This window comes from Limibacter armeniacum (assembly GCF_036880985.1).
GTDB lineage: Bacteria > Bacteroidota > Bacteroidia > Cytophagales > Flammeovirgaceae > Limibacter > Limibacter armeniacum.
In genome coordinates this window covers 1775782-1795847 of sequence record NZ_JBAJNO010000009.1, presented here as the reverse complement: position 1 = coordinate 1795847, position 20066 = coordinate 1775782, and the positions used below count along the sequence as shown (strand labels likewise).

Annotated in this window: 12 protein-coding genes and 8 tRNA genes; 15 read left to right on the top strand and 5 right to left on the bottom strand. The window is 40.8% G+C overall.

Features of this window, described 5'->3' with window-relative positions:
• Positions 1 to 161 precede the first annotated feature (161 nt).
• Positions 162 to 878 carry a porin family protein gene (locus V6R21_RS25315; RefSeq protein ID WP_334246314.1) on the bottom strand — a complete coding sequence of 239 codons (717 nt, stop codon included), beginning with the start codon at positions 876 to 878 and terminating at the stop codon, positions 162 to 164.
• A 45-nt stretch (positions 879 to 923) separates the two neighbouring features.
• Between V6R21_RS25315 and V6R21_RS25310 the strand changes: the two genes are divergently transcribed.
• The 4 genes from V6R21_RS25310 (at position 924) to V6R21_RS25295 (ending at position 9239) form a co-directional block, all read left to right on the top strand.
• On the top strand, positions 924 to 1802 hold the full coding sequence (locus V6R21_RS25310) for a fructosamine kinase family protein (RefSeq protein ID WP_334246313.1): 879 nt from the start codon (positions 924 to 926) through the stop codon (positions 1800 to 1802).
• Between the two features lie 198 nt (positions 1803 to 2000).
• Positions 2001 to 5438, top strand: coding sequence for a GMC oxidoreductase (locus V6R21_RS25305; RefSeq protein ID WP_334246312.1), 3438 nt, complete (start codon positions 2001 to 2003; stop codon positions 5436 to 5438).
• Between the two features lie 65 nt (positions 5439 to 5503).
• Positions 5504 to 6925 carry a metallophosphoesterase gene (locus tag V6R21_RS25300; protein WP_334246311.1) on the top strand — a complete coding sequence of 474 codons (1422 nt, stop codon included), beginning with the start codon at positions 5504 to 5506 and terminating at the stop codon, positions 6923 to 6925.
• Positions 6926 to 7121: 196 nt separating this feature from the next.
• Positions 7122 to 9239, top strand: coding sequence for a 7TM diverse intracellular signaling domain-containing protein (locus V6R21_RS25295; RefSeq protein ID WP_334246310.1), 2118 nt, complete (start codon positions 7122 to 7124; stop codon positions 9237 to 9239).
• A gap of 90 nt (positions 9240 to 9329) precedes the next feature.
• Here the strand turns inward: V6R21_RS25295 and V6R21_RS25290 are convergent, their stop codons facing one another.
• Together V6R21_RS25290 and gatB are read right to left on the bottom strand one after the other, a co-directional pair.
• Positions 9330 to 10451, bottom strand: coding sequence for a TlpA disulfide reductase family protein (locus tag V6R21_RS25290; protein ID WP_334246309.1), 1122 nt, complete (start codon positions 10449 to 10451; stop codon positions 9330 to 9332).
• A 169-nt stretch (positions 10452 to 10620) separates the two neighbouring features.
• The gene (gene gatB, locus V6R21_RS25285; protein WP_334246308.1) at positions 10621 to 12078 is read right to left on the bottom strand and encodes an Asp-tRNA(Asn)/Glu-tRNA(Gln) amidotransferase subunit GatB; all 1458 of its coding nucleotides are present in this window, start codon (positions 12076 to 12078) and stop codon (positions 10621 to 10623) included.
• Between the two features lie 435 nt (positions 12079 to 12513).
• Between gatB and V6R21_RS25280 the strand changes: the two genes are divergently transcribed.
• From V6R21_RS25280 to V6R21_RS25245, 8 genes are all read left to right on the top strand, one after another.
• A tRNA-Glu gene (locus V6R21_RS25280) sits at positions 12514 to 12588 on the top strand.
• A gap of 38 nt (positions 12589 to 12626) precedes the next feature.
• Positions 12627 to 12701, top strand: a tRNA-Glu gene (locus V6R21_RS25275).
• Positions 12702 to 12739: 38 nt separating this feature from the next.
• Positions 12740 to 12814 (top strand) — tRNA-Glu (locus tag V6R21_RS25270).
• 38 nt (positions 12815 to 12852) lie between these two features.
• Positions 12853 to 12927, top strand: a tRNA-Glu gene (locus V6R21_RS25265).
• Positions 12928 to 12965: 38 nt separating this feature from the next.
• Positions 12966 to 13040, top strand: a tRNA-Glu gene (locus V6R21_RS25260).
• Positions 13041 to 13078: 38 nt separating this feature from the next.
• A tRNA-Glu gene (locus V6R21_RS25255) sits at positions 13079 to 13153 on the top strand.
• A gap of 38 nt (positions 13154 to 13191) precedes the next feature.
• Positions 13192 to 13266, top strand: a tRNA-Glu gene (locus V6R21_RS25250).
• Between the two features lie 38 nt (positions 13267 to 13304).
• Positions 13305 to 13379, top strand: a tRNA-Glu gene (locus tag V6R21_RS25245).
• A gap of 46 nt (positions 13380 to 13425) precedes the next feature.
• On the opposite strand, the gene V6R21_RS25240 is transcribed toward V6R21_RS25245, so the two are convergent.
• On the bottom strand, positions 13426 to 13827 hold the full coding sequence (locus tag V6R21_RS25240) for a hypothetical protein (protein ID WP_334246307.1): 402 nt from the start codon (positions 13825 to 13827) through the stop codon (positions 13426 to 13428).
• Between the two features lie 269 nt (positions 13828 to 14096).
• Here V6R21_RS25240 and V6R21_RS25235 point away from each other — a divergent pair, with 269 nt between their 5' ends.
• Together V6R21_RS25235 and V6R21_RS25230 are read left to right on the top strand one after the other, a co-directional pair.
• Positions 14097 to 14840: a 5'-nucleotidase C-terminal domain-containing protein gene (locus V6R21_RS25235; protein ID WP_334246306.1), complete on the top strand. Its 744-nt coding sequence runs from the start codon at positions 14097 to 14099 to the stop codon at positions 14838 to 14840.
• A gap of 1 nt (position 14841) precedes the next feature.
• Positions 14842 to 15798 carry a bifunctional metallophosphatase/5'-nucleotidase gene (locus V6R21_RS25230; RefSeq protein WP_334246305.1) on the top strand — a complete coding sequence of 319 codons (957 nt, stop codon included), beginning with the start codon at positions 14842 to 14844 and terminating at the stop codon, positions 15796 to 15798.
• Positions 15799 to 15867: 69 nt separating this feature from the next.
• Here the strand turns inward: V6R21_RS25230 and V6R21_RS25225 are convergent, their stop codons facing one another.
• Positions 15868 to 19179, bottom strand: a complete 3312-nt coding sequence (locus V6R21_RS25225; protein ID WP_334246304.1) for a TonB-dependent receptor — start codon at positions 19177 to 19179, stop codon at positions 15868 to 15870.
• A 156-nt stretch (positions 19180 to 19335) separates the two neighbouring features.
• Between V6R21_RS25225 and V6R21_RS25220 the strand changes: the two genes are divergently transcribed.
• Positions 19336 to 20040, top strand: coding sequence for a spheroidene monooxygenase (locus V6R21_RS25220; RefSeq protein WP_334246303.1), 705 nt, complete (start codon positions 19336 to 19338; stop codon positions 20038 to 20040).
• Positions 20041 to 20066: the final 26 nt, after the last annotated feature.

Here is a 20066-nt window from a genome sequence, read left to right as displayed (position 1 = left end):
GTACTTGATAATGAGATTGTAAATCGTGGTAAAAAAATATAAAGTAATTAAACAAGGTTTTTAGATTATCAACTAACGGATACAATTGTACTATTTAATCAATAAAAAAGGCTTCTGAATCAGATCATTCAGAAGCCTTTTAGGTTAAAGGAGATGTTGTACTACTGATTTTTAACTTTCTCTTCTTGTAGCTCTCCCATGGTTTTATTGTTTTTCCATCCTGTAATCGGAATTAGGTAAGCGAATGAGATATTGGCACCTTGAAAATAGGCAGACTCCGATGATGTACGTTCAGGTCTTTCAAGGCTATCAGTCATTCCAGCAAAATAGCGGGCTTCCAATTGAAAATGTCCAATTCCTGTCAGTACAGACAGTCCACCACCTACCACAAGGTCAACGGAAAGTTGGTGAGGTTCTCTGTCGAAATAGTCATAGCGTTGTTCAGAGAGGTCTCCATAGACTTCGCTACTTTCATCTAGCAGGTAATTTGCCTGTGCTCCTGCATTGACGAATATATGTACCCTTTTGATGGGAAAATAAATATGTGCCAAAACCGGGACAGCCACTTGATCAAACTCTCTTTTGTAAAGAGCGACTCCTTGGCTGATGGCTTCTTGATATCCTTTGGTTTCGTAGTTTACTTCCCATTGCAATCCAATTTTCTTCTCTTTGAAATATTGGAAAATAACACCAGCTGTTTGTGTATTCAAACTCAGTTGGGCAATACCAGGCGAAAAAGTCATGGAAGGTAGTAAAATACCGCCTCTGAGACCTGCGGCAAACTGACCTTTTTGCAGCATATTTTGTTGTGCTGAGGCTACTTGGCTAAAAAAGGTAAAACCAATGATAAGCGAAAATATATATATTGCTTTATTCATGCAGAAGTATCATGTTTTAACTCAACAAAGTTATAATAATTTCAGATGCTCGATACCAATCAACACAATTTCTTTAAAACAGCCTTGACAAATGTGTTGGGGAAGGCTGTCACGTTGAAAAGTATAAAAAACGTGACAGGAGGCTCAATCAATGATGCTTTTCGATTGGAGACGGAGGATGGATACTTTTTCTTAAAATCAAATAGCCGTCATGGAGAACATATGTTTGAGGTGGAGTCCAAAGGGTTAGAGTTATTGAAAAGTGCAACTCAATTGAAAGTACCTGAGGTTGTCGGAACGGGTGTTTGTCAGGATAGGGCATTTATTGTCATGGAGTATTTACCGCCTTCAGTTGCCAGTCAATTGTATTGGAAAAAACTGGGTGAAGGATTGGCTGAGTTACATCGATTTAGGAGTAATCAGTTTGGGCTGGAGTATGATAATTTTATTGGTTCGCTGTCACAGTATAATCACCAGCATAAGGACTGGTTGACATTTTTCATAGACCAACGCTTGCGCCCACAGTTTGAATTAGCTTGTAGAAATGGAGTGATTAACCAAAACTATTTGGCAATGCTTTCTGAGCTAAAAGAGAAATTGAAAGGTATTTTTCCAACTGAAAAACCGTCGCTGTTACATGGTGATTTATGGAGTGGAAATGTCATGGCTTCAAATGATCCCCCATGCTTGATAGACCCTGCAGTCTATTATGGACACCGTGAAATGGAGTTAGCTTTTACCTTATTGTTTGGAGGGTTTGACCGTGCCTTTTATACTGCTTATCAAGATAACTTTCCATTGGATAAAGGTTTTGAAGAGAGAGTTCCTATATATAATATCTACCCACTTATGGTGCATGTTAACTTGTTTGGAGTGAGTTACTTTGGTGATGTTAGAGCTGTTTTGAATAAGTTGTTGGGATAAATTGAAAATCAGCATATTTCTGTCTGGAAAATATTATTATTATCCATCCTCTGTCTACTTTTTTTTCTATATTATTTCTACAAAATCATTTCAGTTGAGGAATTCAGTAAAATAGAATTGATCTGTAGCTGTCAAAATAAGTCCTACCCAAAAATCAGCTGCAAATTCTGACTTTCAAATTTAAAGTAACCCAAAAAAATGAGCCGAATATCCACTCCTGTGGAGCGTATCAAGGAGCATTATGACATTGTCGTAATAGGTTCTGGTTATGGCGCTTCCATTGCTGCTTCCCGAATGTCCCGTGCCGGACAAAAAGTTTGTGTTTTGGAAAGAGGAAAAGAGTTTCTTTCAGGAGAGTATCCTGATTCTACCTTGGAAGCTGCTTCCGAAATACAATTCAATGCCCCTGAAAAGCATATTGGTTCCCGAACAGGTTTGTTTGATTTCCATGTGGGAAAAGATATCAATGTCTTGGTTGGTTGCGGACTGGGAGGAACATCCCTAATTAATGCCAATGTATCGATTAAGCCTGATTTCAGGATATTCCAGCATGAGATATGGCCTGAGGAGATACGGAAGGAAAGTGAACAAGCTGAAAGTGAATTGGAAAAGGGCTATCAATTAGCCAAGGAGATGCTGAAGCCTAACGTATACCCTTCAAGTTATCCTCCATTGAAAAAGATGGAAGCTCACAAACAGTCAGCAAGGGCTATGGGAGAGCGGTTTTACAAGACCGAGATTAATGTCAATTTTGATATTGATGGAGTAAACCATATAGGTGTAGAACAGCGTCCGTGTAATAACTGTGGCGATTGCGTTTCGGGTTGTAACCATCAGGCTAAAAATACAACACTGATGAACTATTTGCCCGATGCTGTCAATCATAGGGCAGAGATTTTTACGGAAGTCGAAGTACAGTACCTTGAGAAAAAAGAAGATAAATGGTTGATTCACTATCAAGTATTGCGTTCGGGTAGGGAGCGGTTTGATGCGCCATCATTGGTTGTCAGGGCTGACATGGTTATTCTGGGTGCAGGAACATTGGGTTCGTCTGAGATATTGCTTCGTTCCAAGCAAATGGGACTCAAAGTTTCTGACAGGTTGGGAGAACGTTTTTCTGGAAATGGAGACGTGTTGGGCTTTGGCTATAACAATGATCAAGCAATCAATGGTATTGGAACGGGGAGTAAGAAAGAAGATACCAATAACCCTGTAGGTCCTTGTATTACGAGCGTGATTGATATGCGGAAAAATACGGAAGACCTTTCGGAAGGATCTATTTTGGAAGAAGGTTCAGTGCCTGCTGCCTTGGGTGATATTTTTCCAATGATGATGGCGACTACAGCCAAGCTAGTTGGTGAGGATACTGATGATGGATGGTTGGATAACCTGAAAGAAAAAGCAAGGGTATGGGAAAGCCTGACTAGAGGAGTGTACCATGGAGCTGCACGAAATACGCAAACCTACCTGACCATGTCTCATGATGATGCCAATGGAAAGATGCAATTGCAGGAGAACGGTCGTCTACGGATTGATTGGAAGGATGTAGGAGAACAATCAAATTTTGTGAAAGCCAATAAGGATATGCTCAAGGCAACCGCTGCTTTGGGCGGTACATATGTAAAAAAACCTATTTGGTCTGAGTCATTTGACCACAACCTGATTACTGTACATCCATTGGGAGGTTGTGCTATGTCAGGTGATGCTTCAAGAGGGGTGGTAGACCATAAGGGACAGGTTTATACAGGAGAAAACTCTGATGCCCTTCATAAGGGGTTGTATGTTTGTGATGGTGCCGTAATACCTGTTTCATTAGGAGTAAACCCGTTATTAACGATTTCGGCTTTGGCAGAAAGAAGCTGTATGCAGATTGCCAAGCAGCATGGCTGGACGATTGACTATAGTCTGAAACATGTACCTCAAGCCAAGCCTTCCACACCTGACAAACTAGGTATTCAGTTTACTGAAACTATGAAAGGGTATATCTCTATGGGAGAGAATCTGGACTTTGAGTTTGCCGCAGAAATGGGGAAACAGAACGGAACCCCTATCTCTTTTACCATGACGGTAGTAGCAGAAGATGTGGTCTCACTGATTGAGAACAGGGAACATGCAGCGGAAATGATTGGGACAGTAAGTTGTCCATTGATCTCTTCCAAGCCAATTACCGTCACTCGTGGAGCATTCAACCTATTTACAGAGGATGCTACCCAGATGGAAACACGGAATATGCATTACCTGATGAACCTTGATACAGAAGAAGGCAAACATTATAGACTTGAGGGGTATAAGGTGATAAGAAATGACAGAGGTCTTGATCTTTGGTCTGATACAACTACACTGTACGTGACATTGTACAGTATGCCTGATGAGCAGGAAGTGGGAAAGGGAATTCTAAAGATTGCAACTACGGATTTCTTGAAGCAGATGACGACCATGAGGGTAATCAATGCAACCTCTAACACCCAAAAGCTTCAAACGCTGGCAGCCTTTGGGCGATTCTTTGCGGGTGAGCTGTTTGAAACTTATGGAGGAGTGTTCGCAAGGGATAACCTGTTGAACCCTAAAGCACCTCCGAGAAAGAGGCGTCCACTGCGGGCTCCAGCACCTGAAGTAGCTTATTTCAATGCCAAGGATGGTGTGACCTTAAAGTTGACACGTTATCATGGAGGGAGAAAAGGACCTGTGATGTTATCACATGGTTTTAGTGTTTCGAGTTTTATCTATGCACTTGATACCATAGAAACCAATATGGTGGAATATCTCTGTACACATGGGTATGATGTCTGGCTGATTGATTACCGTACAAGTGTTGAACTTCCGTCATCTTCCAAACAATGGAGTGTGGATTGGATAGCCGCCAATGACTATCAGCCTGCGGTCGATTATATCCGGAAAATGACAGGAGCCCCTGCTGTACATGTCATTGCTCATTGTGTTGGATCGGTTACATTTTTCACCTCCATGCTACAAGGGTTGGAAGGAATAGCCTCCATTGTGGGAATGCAGATTGGAACAGATATGATAGGAGCACCTCAAACCAAGCTGAAAGCCTCTTTGCACTTGCCAAGTTTACTTGATTCTTTAGGATTCAGTACCATGAATGCTTATACCGATCAGAATACAGGAATTGTGGGCAGGGTATACAACAAATTGGTGAAAGTATATTCAGCTGCGATTGATAATGAATCCAATAATGCAGTGTACAACAGGATCAACTTTATGTTTGCACCGCTCAATGAGAAGTATAACCTGAATCAGGAAACCTTGGAGGCATCCCATGAGATATATGGAATCACCAATATGACGACTTATAAGCAACTTGCAGAGATTATGCGTCATACGTATTTGGTTGGAGAGAATGGAGAGGATGTTTACCTGCCAAAAGTAGAGGAATTGCTCAACTTGCCAATCACCTTTATTCATGGAGAAAAGAACAGGGTATTTATTCCTGAATCAACAGAAAAGTCATTTGAACGACTGTGTAAACTGAATGGTGCAGACAAGTATGACAGGCATGTGATTCCATTATATGGTCACCTTGATTGTGTCATTGGTAAAAATGCTGTTCATGATGTGTATCCACATGTAGTTGCACACCTTGAGAAGTATGCAGAAAGAGTAGTGAAAGCCTAAACCTTTAGCGCCTGAAGGACCATGCCCTTCAGGCGCATATTTATGACCCATTTATCTTCCCAATTATGTCCGAAATTCAATATATCTGCTTGTCAGATATGCATTTGGGGGCAAGTAACAGTTTATTGACCCCGCTTCGACCCTCCATATCAGGAGAAACCAAAAATGAAAATCTGATTGCCCCCCTCGAAACAAGTCCTATCCTGAAAGAGACGATAGAAACCCTCAAGTTTATTGTCAGAAATAATAACAGAAAAATAAAACCGAAGCTTATTCTAAATGGTGACTTGCTGGAGTTGGCTTTGGCCAATACGAACGAAGCAGGGATGGTGTTTGAGCGACTCTTGGAACAACTGTTTCCTCAAGGAGAGAAAGCTGTTTTTGACTCGGAATTGATTTTTATCCCCGGTAACCATGACCATCACCTTTGGGAAACTGCCCGTGAAGCACAATACCTGAACTATGTATCTCAACTAAAGGAAAAGTATTTACCCGAGCCTTGGCATACAACTAAAATGTTCAACCCAGACCCTGTACCTTCTTTGTTTTTGAAAGGACTGATTAACAGGAATGCAAGTCTTAAGAATAAGGTAAGTGTTAATGTGGTGTACCCAAATTTGGGTATTCTGGATACAGAAGGTAAGAAATGTGTTGTATTCAGTCATGGACATTATGTAGAGTCTCTTTATTCCCTGATGACAACACTCAAAACCATGATTATCCCTGATAGGGAAAAGCCACGTCACATTTGGGATATAGAAGCAGAAAACTTTGCATGGATTGATTTCTTTTGGTCAACTCTTGGGCGTTCCGGAGAAGTTGGCAAAGACGTAGAATCTATTTACAACAAGATTCAGGTACCTGAAAAGTTTGATGAGTTGTTGCGCCAGTTTTCCAAAAGCTTCTCAGGTAAGGTGACTGACAAGGTATTTATGCAGTGGTTAATTAAGACTGCATTGGACTATATACTACCAAAAACAGTAGGGACAATTGCACGCAGAGAAAGGGGAGATACTTCCAATGTATTAAGTGAAGATGCTAGATGCGGGTTAAAGTGTTATATTGAGGAGCTACTGCCGCTACAGATGAAACGTGAGCTAAAAGATAAGCCTATTCCGGAGCAGGTCACTTTTATTTTTGGACATACCCACAAACCTTTTCAGGAACTGCAAGCCTACAGAGGTTTTAAGAAAGCTATCCATATTTTCAACTCAGGAGGTTGGGTGGTAGATACCATCAAAGAGGAACCGTTTCGTGGTGCGGCTGCAATCCTTGTGGACGACAATCTGGATACGGTTTCATTGCGTTTGTACAATGAGCAGGACTACCGGACAAGAGTGGAAGCACCTTCACAACACCCTTTCTTTTACCAGATAGATAACCTAGTGAAATCAGAGCAACATAAGTTTGAAGAGTTGACACGTCTTATTTGGGGTGAAGTGAAAAATAGAATTGGAGTGCTGGAAGAAGAAATAGACCAGACTTGATGATGTTGAGATAGTACTTTTATTCGATAGAATATAACAAGGTAAAAATTGTATGTTTTGACTTTTGTATTGGTAAAATCATTACTAGCATTAACTTAATACTTGTAAACAAAGATAAGCAGCAGTAACATATTGCTGCTTATTCTCTTCCAAGATCCCTTATCTCATACCTGACAACCTTCGTCATTACCCAATCATGAAAAAAATATTTCTAACCTCGTTTCTGTTAACGTTGATAGGCTTTGTAGGGACTGATACATTTGGCCAGAAAACTGTAGTACTTGATGATGTCGAGAAACTCTACAGTATTGGTACAAGTACATATGTGTTTAAAGATGAAAGCCACAAGATGGAAATTGAAGATGTTACCATTCAGGGACACCTTTTCTTTCAGTCAAAAGAGGATGTATTGAATTTTGGTAATAATAAGGATATCATCTGGTGTAGGTTAACTTTGGAGAACAGTTTACAGAAAGCGTTAATGTTGGAGGTTGGGAGTGGATTGCTTCAAAGTGTAGAACTGTTTTATGAGGATGGTATCACAGGAGAGTTTGTATCAGTAAAAGAAGGGTCTATTTTTCCATACTCAGAGAGGCGTATCAAAATGCCCACTTTATTTTTTGAGTTGCCTGAGTTTACTGGAGAAAAAACATTTTACCTGAGAATCAATTCTGAGTTTGCACATTTTCCTATCAAGGTCGGAACAGCTAAGGCCTTCTTTCAGTCCCAACATATCGTGGACTTCTGGAATGGGATATTCTATGGATTCGTGATTTTGATTGCCTTTTATAATTTCTTCATCTTCATGATGGTGAAAGAGCGGGTTTATATTTACTACGTTTTGTATGTGGTGTGCCTTGGGTTGTTTATTGGTCAGCTAAAAGGTCATGGAATAGAATTTGTTTGGGGAGAAAGTATATGGCTCAATACACACGGATCTATCTTTCCATCGTTTGCGGGAATCTTCTCTATCTTATTTACAACAAGCTTTTTGAATACACGTAGGACAGCTCCTACAATCCATAAATTATTCCTTGGTTCAATTGGTGCATTCTTGTTGGCGCTAGGGGCAGGGATAAGTGGGGATATTTTGGTAGCCTCTACGCTCAATCAGCTTTCCGGTTTTATAAGTATTGTTTTTATAACAGTGACTTCTCTGAAATTGATAAAAACCGGCTACACACCTGCTCGATACTTTATCTTGGCTTGGTCATTTTATGTAGTCAGTATCTTTGTGTTTATTTTGGCAGGTGCTGCCATTACGCCATTTTTTGAATTCCATAATTATGTATTGCAAACAGGCGCAGCTTTGGAGATGACCTTGCTTTCAATTGCTTTGGCTGAAAAGATCAACCATTACAAGCGAGAGAGAGCGGAAGCACAGGAACAGGCATTGGCTTCTTTGAAGGAGAATGAACGCTTGATAAAAGAGCAGAATCAAGTGTTGGAACAAAAAGTAGCGGAAAGGACCGAAGAGCTTTGGCAGATCAATGATGAGTTGAGCAGTACTTTAGAGACTGTCAATGAGCAGAAAACACTGATCGAAAAGAAAAATATGGCGATCACTTCCAGCATCAATTATGCACAACGTATTCAACAGGCCATGCTCCCACTCAAGGAAAAGATAGATACACATCTGCCAGAACATTTTATACTGTTTCAGCCAAGAGATATTGTCAGTGGGGACTTTTATTGGTTTGAGGAAGTGAATGGGAAATCAGTGGTCGCAGTGGTTGACTGTACAGGACATGGAGTACCTGGAGCATTTATGTCGCTTATAGGGAATGATTTATTACATGAAATTGTGGTAATCAAAGAGATTACAGATCCGGGTAAAGTATTGTCATTACTGAATAAAGGAATACAGCAGGCGCTTAAACAGCAGGATACACAGAATAGGGATGGAATGGACATGACCATCTGTACAGTTGACAAACAGAGGAAAGAGCTAGCTTATGCAGGTGCCAAAAATCCATTACTTTATGTACAGCAGGGAGAGATTCAGGAAATCAAAGGAGATCGTTATTCTATTGGAGGGTATCGTACCGAGCAAAACATGGATTTTACGACCCATACCATCCCATTGGATGAGAAAACAACCTGTTATATGTTCAGTGATGGTTATGCCGATCAGTTTGGGGGAGAAAACAATCAGAAGTTTATGAAGAAAAGACTTCGGAACCTGTTGTGGGACATTCATGAGAAGCCATTTGATGTACAGCAACGTCTCTTGGAAGAAAACCTTAAACAATGGATGGGGAATACCCATTCACAGTTGGATGATATCTTGGTAATGGGTTTTAAAGTAAACTAAGTTCATTGGTTAGCCTATAAAAAAAGAAAGACATGCTTACAGGCATGTCTTTCTTTTTTGTTCCTAATTGGAATCAATTAGCAGTGAAAATTACATTGAACCTTCTTCAGTTGAGAAGATCTCAGCAAGTTTATCTTCCAAAGCTTTTCCTCTCAGGTTCTTGGCAATGATCTTACCTTCCTTATCCAAAAGTAAAGTAGCTGGGATAGCTGTAATGTTATAAGCTTTAGCAGCTTCTGATTGCCAGAATTTCAGGTCTGAAACCTGAGGCCAAGTCAGTTTGTCTTTTTCAATTGCTTGTACCCAATCCTCTTTCTTTCTGTCAAGAGATACACCAAAGATTTCGAAGCCTTGATCGTGGTACTTGTCATACAGTTTTACAACATTAGGGTTTTCTGCACGGCAAGGACCACACCATGAAGCCCAGAAGTCAATCATTACAACTTGACCTCTTAATGAAGAAAGTGCAACTTCTTTTCCTTCAGGAGTAGCAAGTTTGATCTCAGGAGCCATTTCACCAACAGCAGTCTGCTTGCTAGAGCTTAGTCTCTTAGCAATTTGATCAACCATTTCATTGCCAGGGTTTTCTTCTTGCATTTGTTTTACAATTGGCTCAGCAAATGCGTATTCGCTATCTAGGTCAATTTGTTGTAAAACAAGTACGTTAACCAAAGAGCCACCTGCTTTCTTTGCAAATTCTTTTCTCTTTTCAGTAACTGTTTTCTGGAAGTCTTCGAATTTAGCTTCAACAGCTGCTTTGTCTTCTGCTTGCATGTACTCTTCACGAAGCGCCATTACTTGCTCATTCTCTTTCGCAGACATTTCCTGAAGCTCCTCTAGTAGGTCGTTGTCTTTAGATCCTGAAATATCGTATTTAGATTTTTCCTGATCGTATTTGAAAGTCAGCTCTTCACCAGCAAGGATGAAAGGGAACTGGTTTGTGTTATAGATGTTGGCAAGGAAGATACTAGGAGCATCAACCTTTACATCAGCAGTGAATTTACCGTTTTCGTCAGCTGTTGCTTTGGCAACCTCATCGCGGGAACCACTTGCACCAATAGCGTAAATTATTACCTCAGCATTGTCTCCTTTAGGAGCCTCCAACGTACCTGAGATAGTGGTAGTTGTAGGGTAAGTCACTTCTTTTTTCTGGGTGTTGCAAGCAACTGCCAGTATTCCAAGGATCAATGCAAATAAATGCAGTTTTTTCATTTTGATCTAAGATTGTAAAGGTTTGAATAGTTTTTTGAGTGCACCCTGAATGACAGGTTAACTGTTTTTCAGGGTGCCGACATAGTCCTGTATGAACAATCAGACAAGTTATCAAATACAAGATAACAGCGTGTTAACTTCAATTTTCTTGCCTAAGCATCAAAGGTGCTTATTTTTCCAATACCTCCCTAATAAGCTGGTTAGCTTTTTTAGGATCGACTTTGCCATTGCTAAGTTTCATAACTTCTCCCATAAATAGCCCCAGTAAGTTTTTCTTACCAGATTGGTAGGCTTTCACTTTATCAGGGAACTTGGCAAGAGCCTGCTCTATAATTGGAATAATAGAGTCATCATCGCTATCCTGTATCAGGTCCAACTGGTGGGCAAGTGTTTCAGCTGTTGTCTCAGGTTGTTCCATCATTTTTGGCAACAACTGATTGGAAGCCGCCGTGTAAGAAACCTTGTTTTCTTCTACCAGTTCAATAATCGATGCAATTTGCTCAGCTGATAACGGGAACTCCTCCATGCTGATCGACTTATCATTCAGACATGACTTGATAGGACCCATCATCCAGTTTGAAGCAACTTTGTATTGATTGGTTTTAGAACAGAGCGCTTCAAAGAAAAAGGCAATATCTTTTTGGTCAGTCAAAACCTGTGCATCATATTCAGGTAAGCCGTATGTATTTGTAAACTTTTCGAATAGCTCTTTCGGAAGGCTTGGCATCCCTTTTCGGATCGACTGAATCCATTCTTCAGAAACAATCAAAGGTGGAAGGTCAGGACAAGGGAAGTACCTGTAATCATTGAGTGTTTCCTTGCTTCTCATCCCTGAAGTACTGCCATCTTGTGCATTGAACGTGCGTGTCTCAGAGTCAATGGTTCCTCCGTTTTCAATGATCTCGACCTGACGGACAAACTCATGTTCAATAGCGCGCTGTACATTTCGAATAGAGTTCATGTTTTTGACCTCTACTTTTTTGCCATATTCAGCAGCTCCTTTAAGGCGAATTGAAATGTTGGCATCACAACGCATCGAGCCTTCTTCCATATTGCCATCACAGATGTCAAGGTAGCGTACAAGCTTTCTCACTTCAGTCAGGTAGGAGTGAGCCTCTTCAGCTTGTCTGATGTCAGGTTCAGACACAATCTCAATAAGTGGTACACCTGCACGGTTCAAATCCACCAGAGTATCAGGTTCTCCTTCTAGGTGAATAGATTTACCAGCATCCTCTTCCATGTGGATACGGTTGAGGGCAATGTTTCTTTTAGTCCCTTCTTTGGTTTTGACTTCTACATGACCACCCATACAAATAGGCGTTTTGTCCTGTGTTGTCTGATACCCCTTTGGCAGGTCAGGGTAGAAGTAGTTCTTCCTGTCAAAGATGTTGTATTCTGAAATGCGAGAATTGCATGCAAGTCCCATCTTGATAGCATACTCCAATACCTTCTTGTTTGCTTTTGGAAGTGTACCTGGATGTGCCAATGTGATGACGCTAATATTAGTGTTGGGTTCTTGACCAAATGCATTGGCATCGGATGAGAATATCTTAGAGGAAGTCTGCAGTTGAGCATGGACTTCCAGTCCTACAACCAATTCGTATTTATCTAAAGTTGCTTTGTCCATTCAAATAGAGTTTATCAGAGCTGTCCTGAAGTGTTCGTAGTAAAATTCAAATTTCTAATGAGATAAAGCCAAAAATAAACAAAAAATTGGTACAGAAGATTAGGAATATGCGTTGCTTTAAGAAAGATTGATTTTCGTCCGTAACAAATGGGTAATGGGATTCTATTGTTTGGGAATACTCTGAAATTATTTTTGACTGTCGGGAAAAACTTTATCGTTTTAGCTGAAAAAAAAATCAGGGAAAGAATCAGGTTTATGTTATGAGGTTTTAAGTGGTTGGAAATGAGATTTTTTAGCTTTGTTTGCTACTTGAAATAGTTCATTTCAGATAGGTTTTTCATGACCTTAACAATCAGTAATCGTAAAATTTTTTAGAGAAAACTTTTGTGCTTTTATTCTAAAGCTATACATTTGCACTCGCAAAAAACAAGCAATGCTCCGTTCGTCTAGGGGTTAGGACGCCAGGTTTTCATCCTGGTAGCAGGGGTTCGAATCCCCTACGGAGTACCAACTGTTAAGTTTACGGCAGTCAAAACAAGTAAACACCCGCTCCGTTCGTCTAGGGGTTAGGACGCCAGGTTTTCATCCTGGTAGCAGGGGTTCGAATCCCCTACGGAGTACCAACTGTTAAGTTTACGACAGTCAAAACAAGTAAACACCCGCTCCGTTCGTCTAGGGGTTAGGACGCCAGGTTTTCATCCTGGTAGCAGGGGTTCGAATCCCCTACGGAGTACCAACTGTTAAGTTTACGGCAGTCAAAACAAGTAAACACCCGCTCCGTTCGTCTAGGGGTTAGGACGCCAGGTTTTCATCCTGGTAGCAGGGGTTCGAATCCCCTACGGAGTACCAACTGTTAAGTTTACGACAGTCAAAACAAGTAAACACCCGCTCCGTTCGTCTAGGGGTTAGGACGCCAGGTTTTCATCCTGGTAGCAGGGGTTCGAATCCCCTACGGAGTACCAACTGTTAAGTTTACGGCAGTCAAAACAAGTAAACACCCGCTCCGTTCGTCTAGGGGTTAGGACGCCAGGTTTTCATCCTGGTAGCAGGGGTTCGAATCCCCTACGGAGTACCAACTGTTAAGTTTACGGCAGTCAAAACAAGTAAACACCCGCTCCGTTCGTCTAGGGGTTAGGACGCCAGGTTTTCATCCTGGTAGCAGGGGTTCGAATCCCCTACGGAGTACCAACTGTTAAGTTTACGGCAGTCAAAACAAGTAAACACCCGCTCCGTTCGTCTAGGGGTTAGGACGCCAGGTTTTCATCCTGGTAGCAGGGGTTCGAATCCCCTACGGAGTACCAATAAAAAAGCCACCTCATGGGTGGCTTTTTCTATTTATAAGCTTTTCTATTGCATAAGCCACTTTATGGCTTCATCACGATTTTCAAACTGTTTGGCTTGAGTGTTGTGATTCAGATGGCTCAGTGCTTCTTCATAAGCAGTATCTAAAGAGAGCCGAGCAAAAATTTTCTTAGGCAGTACGACAGCACCCTTAACTATTCCTTCGTCGGTAATTGCAGGTATCATCACATCATCATTGTATTGCTGATTGGATCGGTGAAGCTGTGGGGCTATAGATACATCCATGAGAATACGTGATGCTTTATGCTTTTTAGCAAACTCAATAATTTTAGTGCCATCTTCTTTCAGCTTACCTTCTGGTACAAAATCCTCTGACCAATCCAATATCAGCATATCCTTTTCTTTGTCGTATGACAAGTCGAGAAAGCCAAAGTTTAGTTGTTCCATGTTGTGTCAATCAAATTTAGGAGCTAATCCGTTGTTGAAGTCGTAACAATGAGTAGTGTGTTTCATGTTGAATAGATATTCAAGGTAACTTTTTTGATCAATTCTTCAGAAGGTTTTTCAATAAAAAAATGAAGTATTTATAAAGGATGCTTCAAAAATGAAGGGGTATATAATAAAAGGAATGACAATGATACTTCTGAGGGAAAAATTTGTTGTAAGAATAACATTGATTAGAAGTCTCTCATTATAACAGAAATTTCAAAAATGAAATGATGAATACAAGATACACCTATAAGCTGTTGACATTAGTTTTTTTATCTATAGCCTGTAGTCCTGTACTGCATAAGGTGCGGTCAGATAGTAAGACAATGGCCATACAGCAACAGATGCAGGCAGACAATGAACTAATGGAGGTGGTAACAACTTATAAACAAGAATTGGATAAGGAAATGAATGAAGTGATTTCCTTTGCTACAATGGATCTGACCAAAGATGATGGCGCTTTAGGGAACTTGGTATGTATAGCTTGTGAAGAAGCACTCCAGAAGTATAAAAATGTAAAGGCAGATATTTGCTTGATGAATACAGGTGGTCTGCGTGCACCTATTTACCAAGGGGCAGTCACGAAAGGGGATGTGTTCGAGCTGATGCCTTTTGACAATTCATTGGTCTTGATTACGCTATCAGGAGACAGAATACAAGAGTTGGTGGACTTTTTGGCAATTAAGGAGCAACCAATATCAGGGTTAGAGATGACTGTAAGAAATAACGAAATAGAAACTGTAACGATCAATAGTCAGCCATTCGATCGAAACAAATCATATACTGTACTAACATCAGATTACCTGTTTGGTGGAGGGGATAATATGGTGTTTCTTAAAGATCCTGAAGAATCGGAGTTTCTTAATATTTTGGTGAGAGATGCCATTATGGAGTATTGTGTGCAGCATGATAGCATTGCTGTTGCAAAAGAAAATGGGGTCATTTTTCTTAAAGAAGTAACTACTGACTGATATGGATATAAATCAAGGAAGAAGAGGATTTATCAAGCAGCTTTTAAGGAATACAGCATTGGTGGGTGCTGGTTTATGGTTGCCGGTACCGTTGTTCGGAGCTTCTTCTACAGTCAAAAAGCTCACCATCCTGCATACCAATGATACACATAGTCATATTGAGCCATTTCCTGAAACTGATAGGAAATATCCTGGAATGGGAGGAGTAGTACGGCGAAAGGCTTTGATAGAAAAAATTCGGGAGGAGGAAAAGAATGTATTGCTACTAGATTCGGGAGATATTTTTCAGGGAACACCCTACTTCAATTTCTTTAAAGGAGAAATTGAATTTAAGGCAATGTCTGCCATGAAGTATGATGCAGCGACCATTGGAAATCATGATTTCGACAACACTGTTGAGGGACTGGAAGCTATGTTGCCACATGCTGATTTTGATTTCGTGATAGCCAATTATGACTTTAGCAATACTGCAATGAATGGGCGCTCTCGACCTTACAAGATTTTTGAAAAAGATAAGATAAAGGTTGGGGTTTTCGGGTTAGGAATTGAGCTTGAGGGGTTGGTGGCTAAAGGTTGTTATATGGAAACAGAATATATTGATCCGATTGCTGTGGCACAGGAATATAGCTCAAAGTTAAGAGATAAGGAGAAATGCGATTTAGTGATTTGCTTATCCCATTTGGGATATAAGTATGACCATGAGAATGAGTCGGAAAAGGTATCAGACATAAAGCTTGCAGCGGCAACTGAAGGTATTGATTTGATATTGGGAGGCCATACCCACACATTTTTGGATGAGCCTGTGACTGTAACCAATGCAAAGGGAAAAGAGGTACTGATAGCACAGGTGGGCTTTGGTGGTATCAAGTTAGGTAGGATAGACTTCTATTTTGATACTAAAACAAATGGTTTGGCATGGCATAGTACACAAGATAGCCAAGTATATCAGATCGGGTAAAAGCCACTTTTTAAAATGGAAAAAGCCTGTGAATCGAGAAATACGAATCACAGGCTTTATGTGTGCTATTTAGAATGAGTAACGAAGACCAATCTGGGCTTGCCATCTTGAGCTGTTAACTCCTGAATCATCAATACTCTCAACTTTACCATCAGAAGGAGCATTGAAGTTATAAACTGGCTTTGTAATGTCATTTCCACCACCTTCAAGTTGTTCATATCCAACATGGCTAATCAACCCGAAGTTTTCATTCTGAACAAAGTATTGTCTACCCCAATCCTTGTTCAGCATATTAGTGAAGTTGAATATATCGAATGTTACTTCCAAGGTGTGCTTGTAGTCTCCAGTTTCAATGAAGAAGTGCTGCTTTAGTCTAAGGTCAAGCACTGTCTGGAATGGAAGTCTGTCCCCATTTCTTTCAGCATATTGCCCTCTTCTGTCTCTTAGGTATTCATCACCTCTGATGTAGGCGTCCAGTTCTTCCCATTGTTGTTCTGCTGACTTGATCAGTGTACCATCAGCGGCAAATTGGTCCACTAGCCTGATTTGGTCAGCTCTGTCAGGAACAAAGATAAGGTCCGCTTGGGTACTGCCCGAACCGGTATCATCATTGGCAATCTGTCCTGAGCCGGAGATAGGCGTGCCATCTTCTGTAAAGGTAGAACCACCACCATAGATGTAAGAGAACCTTGTACCTGATTGGGCTGTAAGGAAAAGGGCAATAGAAGTACCGAAGTGTTGGAGGTATTCTTTGGAATAAGATACAAACCCGACTACTCGATGTCCTAGGTCAAAGTCAGAATAAGTAAGGTCAAGCCTGTTTTTACCATTGACATTTTCCATAAATCGCCACTGAGAGGAGTTTTGAGATGAAGTACCATCATTGACCGCTTTTGATCTACCATAAGTATATGCTACGCTTACATCAAAACCAGTTTTCTTAAAGCTTTTTTGTAAGGATGCAGTCACATTGTATGAATACCCTTTTTGTGTATTATCAGCTAAGATAATTCGAGTATAGCGGCTGTCTACTGGGTCACGACGGTCGTAGACAGGGCGTCTGTCGCCATCTTGAGGACCATCTAGGCGTTGCGTTGCTGGTTTGGTATTGACGTTGTAATACACAACATCGTTAAGCTTTTTGGTATAAAGGAATTCTCCACTGAACACCAAGTCCCAAGGAAGTACATGGTCAACGCCGATACTCGTTCTAAGCACCTGAGGAAGTTTGAAGTCATCCACAAAAAGGTCCATTTGTCCTGAAGGGATAGGGTCTTCTTTACCGAAGTCAACAGCTGTATATTGGTTATTTGGGTCAGGTTCAAAGTTAAGACCATTGTTGATGAAATCTTGGTCGTTGGCTGTGACACCACCAATGGTAATGCCATTGTTGGTATAGGAACCTGCTGGCCACACAAGTGGTACACGGCTGTTGAATATACCGAATCCACCACGTATTTGAAGCCTTTCGTCTCCATGTACATCCCAGTTGAAGCCGATTCTTGGAGCAAACAATAACTGAGGGTCAAACATTTTACCTGATCGAGCTCCTTCTAAATCGTAGAACAGCTCTACATCAGGTCTTGTCTGATTATTGAAAGTCGTATCCACCGTAGGGTCGTCATTGAATATAGGAATATCAACCCTTACCCCTAAAGTGAATTTCAGGTTATCAAGTACCTGATATTCATCTTGAGCATAAAACCCAAGTTGGAATGCATTGAAGTCAGCCGCCGCCGCACTACCATCTCCGGTTACGTTATCTACCAGTGAGTAGCTACGGGCGTAGTTGTTGGGAACTTCTTCATTGATAAAGTCAGAGACGTTGTTGAAAGTGTATTCACCAAAGTTCTGACGGATAAACAAGTTATACACCTTATAAAACTCGTTGTGTGTACCAAATGTAAAGGTATGACGACCTTTGAAAAGGGTTAGGTTATTGGTGATGGTGAAGATATCCTGCTCCAAGGCATTTGCAGCAGAGAATGCCTCGCTACCGAAGTTGATTCTACCACTACCATCATTGATAATTACACTTGGAAAATTAGCTCCCAGAGGGTCTCGGTCATCTCGAACCCTTGTATAACCTAAGATCAGGTCATTGGACACATCTGAACTGAAGGTACTTTTTAGCTGGATAGCAGAAGAGTTAGTAGTGGAGATAAAGGATATACCAGCATTGGTGAAGTAAATGTTGGTATTGGAAGATCTGGTAGGAGATGTGTTATCACCTTTGGTGTAGCTGTGTCGTATTGATAGCTTGTGATTTTGGTTGATATTCCAGTCAATTTTCCCTAAGAATTTTTCACCATCCAAGGAGATGGTATTGTTGTCATAGGCTCCCATGCTATATCCATATCTTTCGTCTACAAATGAGATCAGTTCGCTAAGTCCATCTGCATCCGTATTACCTTGGTAGTCATTTACATTAAATGGCTGAGGGGTTTCATCACGCTGAATTTCGGCATTGACAAAAAAGAAAAGCTTGTTCTTGATGATTGGCCCACCAAGACGAGCCCCGTAGGTTTTGGCACTAAAAGGATCTGCCTTTACCCTTCTGATATCGTTGTCATCAGTAGGAGTTTTACCTGTAATGTTTTCATCCCTGAACAGGTAATAGATAGAGCCATCAAACTTGTTTTTACCACTTCGGGTTACAGCGTTAATCCCTCCTCCAGCAAATCCACCTTGACGCACATCATAGGGAGCAACCACCACCTCAATTTGCTCAATAGCATCAACACTGATAGGTGAAATACCTGATTGACCACCATTGTTGCCATTTTCTGCCAGTCCAAATACATCATTGTTGACAGCACCATCAATAAAGATGGAATTATAACGGTTGTTGCTACCGGCAATGGTAATACCTCCATTGGAAGTAATTCGGGCTTGAGGGGTGACCCTTGTAAAGTCAGAAAGGTCACGGGCAACAGTAGGGAGGTTGTTGATCTGTTCAACATTGACTGTAGTTTTGGCACCTGTTCTATCTCCATCGATGATGCCTTCAGCCTGTCCTGACACGATCACTTCTTCGAGTGTTTGATCTTCTTCTGACATCTTGAAGTCCTGTCTCAGGTTTTGTCCAAGCTTCACATAAATACCTTCAAGTTTGACCTCCTGAAAACCAAGGAAAGAAGCTGTAAGGGTATAGGGGCCTCCTACTTGTAGGTTGGGAATTCTATAAAAACCTTCTGTGTTGGTCGTCGCCCCATATTCTGAGCCAGTTGGTACATGTACAGCGATTACTGTAGCACCTATGAGTGTCTCACCAGTGGAGGCACTGACGACACTACCATTTAATCCTGCGGTAGTACTCCCCTGACTAAAAGCAAGAGAGGTTAAGGATGTAAGAAACAATAGTAAAAGTAGTTTTTTCATATCAGTTAGCTGGTTTGATATCGTTGTTTGTACATTGTTAAAATAGCTATATAATCTTAAATGGACTATAATGAAGGTGTTACGTTTTTGAATATTTATCACTAATAAATGTGAATGCTTATGTTTGTAATGTAAGATCCACTACCTTCTAATAGTATGAAACAAGTTGTTACGATCACTTTCTTCCGTTTTTTGAGCTTACCCGATCAAGTTTGGGCTTTTAGGATGATGGGGTTAGGCAAATATGCTTTACAGGATGTTGAAGGATTGACTTTTTGCAAGTTGATGGGAACAGGTGCCAAAAATGGCTTTAGCCTTATGCCTGACTTTACATCGTATTGCCTATTGTGTGTTTGGGAAAACCAGACGTACTCGGAGGCTTTTATGGCAAACTCTTCAATGTTTAATGAGTACCGTACCCGATCAGATGAGTTGTTGACCATTTGGATGCAGTCCTTTCAAGTACATGGGCGGTGGGCTGGGGTACAACCCTTTGATTGTACTAATCGTTATGAGGAATTGCCGATAGCAGTGCTCACTAGGGCTACTATTCGGACTAACAAGTTATATTCCTTTTGGAAGCAAGTACCTAAGGTCAGTCAGTCAATTGTTAATTGCGAAGGTCAACTTTTTGCGAAGGGAATTGGGGAGTTACCATTTGTACAGCAAGCTACTTTCAGTCTTTGGCAGGATGAAGCATCTATGAAGTTATACGCTTATCATAACAAGGCTCATAGGGAAGTTATCCAGAAAAAGGTTCAGGGAAATTGGTACAAGGAAGAGCTATTTGTTCGCTTGCAACCAATTGCTGTAGAAGGGGGAATATTTGGTGTAAATCCGCTTCAAAAATACTTTGAATAGCATATAGAGTGCAGTTATCATTTAAA

What these genes read in the sequence shown, in the direction of transcription:
- V6R21_RS25310 (WP_334246313.1), top strand. Translation starts at nt 924, where the DNA reads ATGCTCGATACCAATCAACACAATTTCTTTAAAACAGCCTTGACAAAT.
- V6R21_RS25225 (WP_334246304.1), bottom strand. Translation starts at nt 19,179, where the DNA reads ATGAAAAAACTACTTTTACTATTGTTTCTTACATCCTTAACCTCTCTT.
- V6R21_RS25315 (WP_334246314.1), bottom strand. Translation starts at nt 878, where the DNA reads ATGAATAAAGCAATATATATATTTTCGCTTATCATTGGTTTTACCTTT.
- V6R21_RS25300 (WP_334246311.1), top strand. Translation starts at nt 5,504, where the DNA reads ATGTCCGAAATTCAATATATCTGCTTGTCAGATATGCATTTGGGGGCA.
- gatB (WP_334246308.1), bottom strand. Translation starts at nt 12,078, where the DNA reads ATGGACAAAGCAACTTTAGATAAATACGAATTGGTTGTAGGACTGGAA.
- V6R21_RS25235 (WP_334246306.1), top strand. Translation starts at nt 14,097, where the DNA reads ATGATGAATACAAGATACACCTATAAGCTGTTGACATTAGTTTTTTTA.
- V6R21_RS25220 (WP_334246303.1), top strand. Translation starts at nt 19,336, where the DNA reads ATGAAACAAGTTGTTACGATCACTTTCTTCCGTTTTTTGAGCTTACCC.
- V6R21_RS25295 (WP_334246310.1), top strand. Translation starts at nt 7,122, where the DNA reads ATGAAAAAAATATTTCTAACCTCGTTTCTGTTAACGTTGATAGGCTTT.
- V6R21_RS25240 (WP_334246307.1), bottom strand. Translation starts at nt 13,827, where the DNA reads ATGGAACAACTAAACTTTGGCTTTCTCGACTTGTCATACGACAAAGAA.
- V6R21_RS25290 (WP_334246309.1), bottom strand. Translation starts at nt 10,451, where the DNA reads ATGAAAAAACTGCATTTATTTGCATTGATCCTTGGAATACTGGCAGTT.
- V6R21_RS25305 (WP_334246312.1), top strand. Translation starts at nt 2,001, where the DNA reads ATGAGCCGAATATCCACTCCTGTGGAGCGTATCAAGGAGCATTATGAC.
- V6R21_RS25230 (WP_334246305.1), top strand. Translation starts at nt 14,842, where the DNA reads ATGGATATAAATCAAGGAAGAAGAGGATTTATCAAGCAGCTTTTAAGG.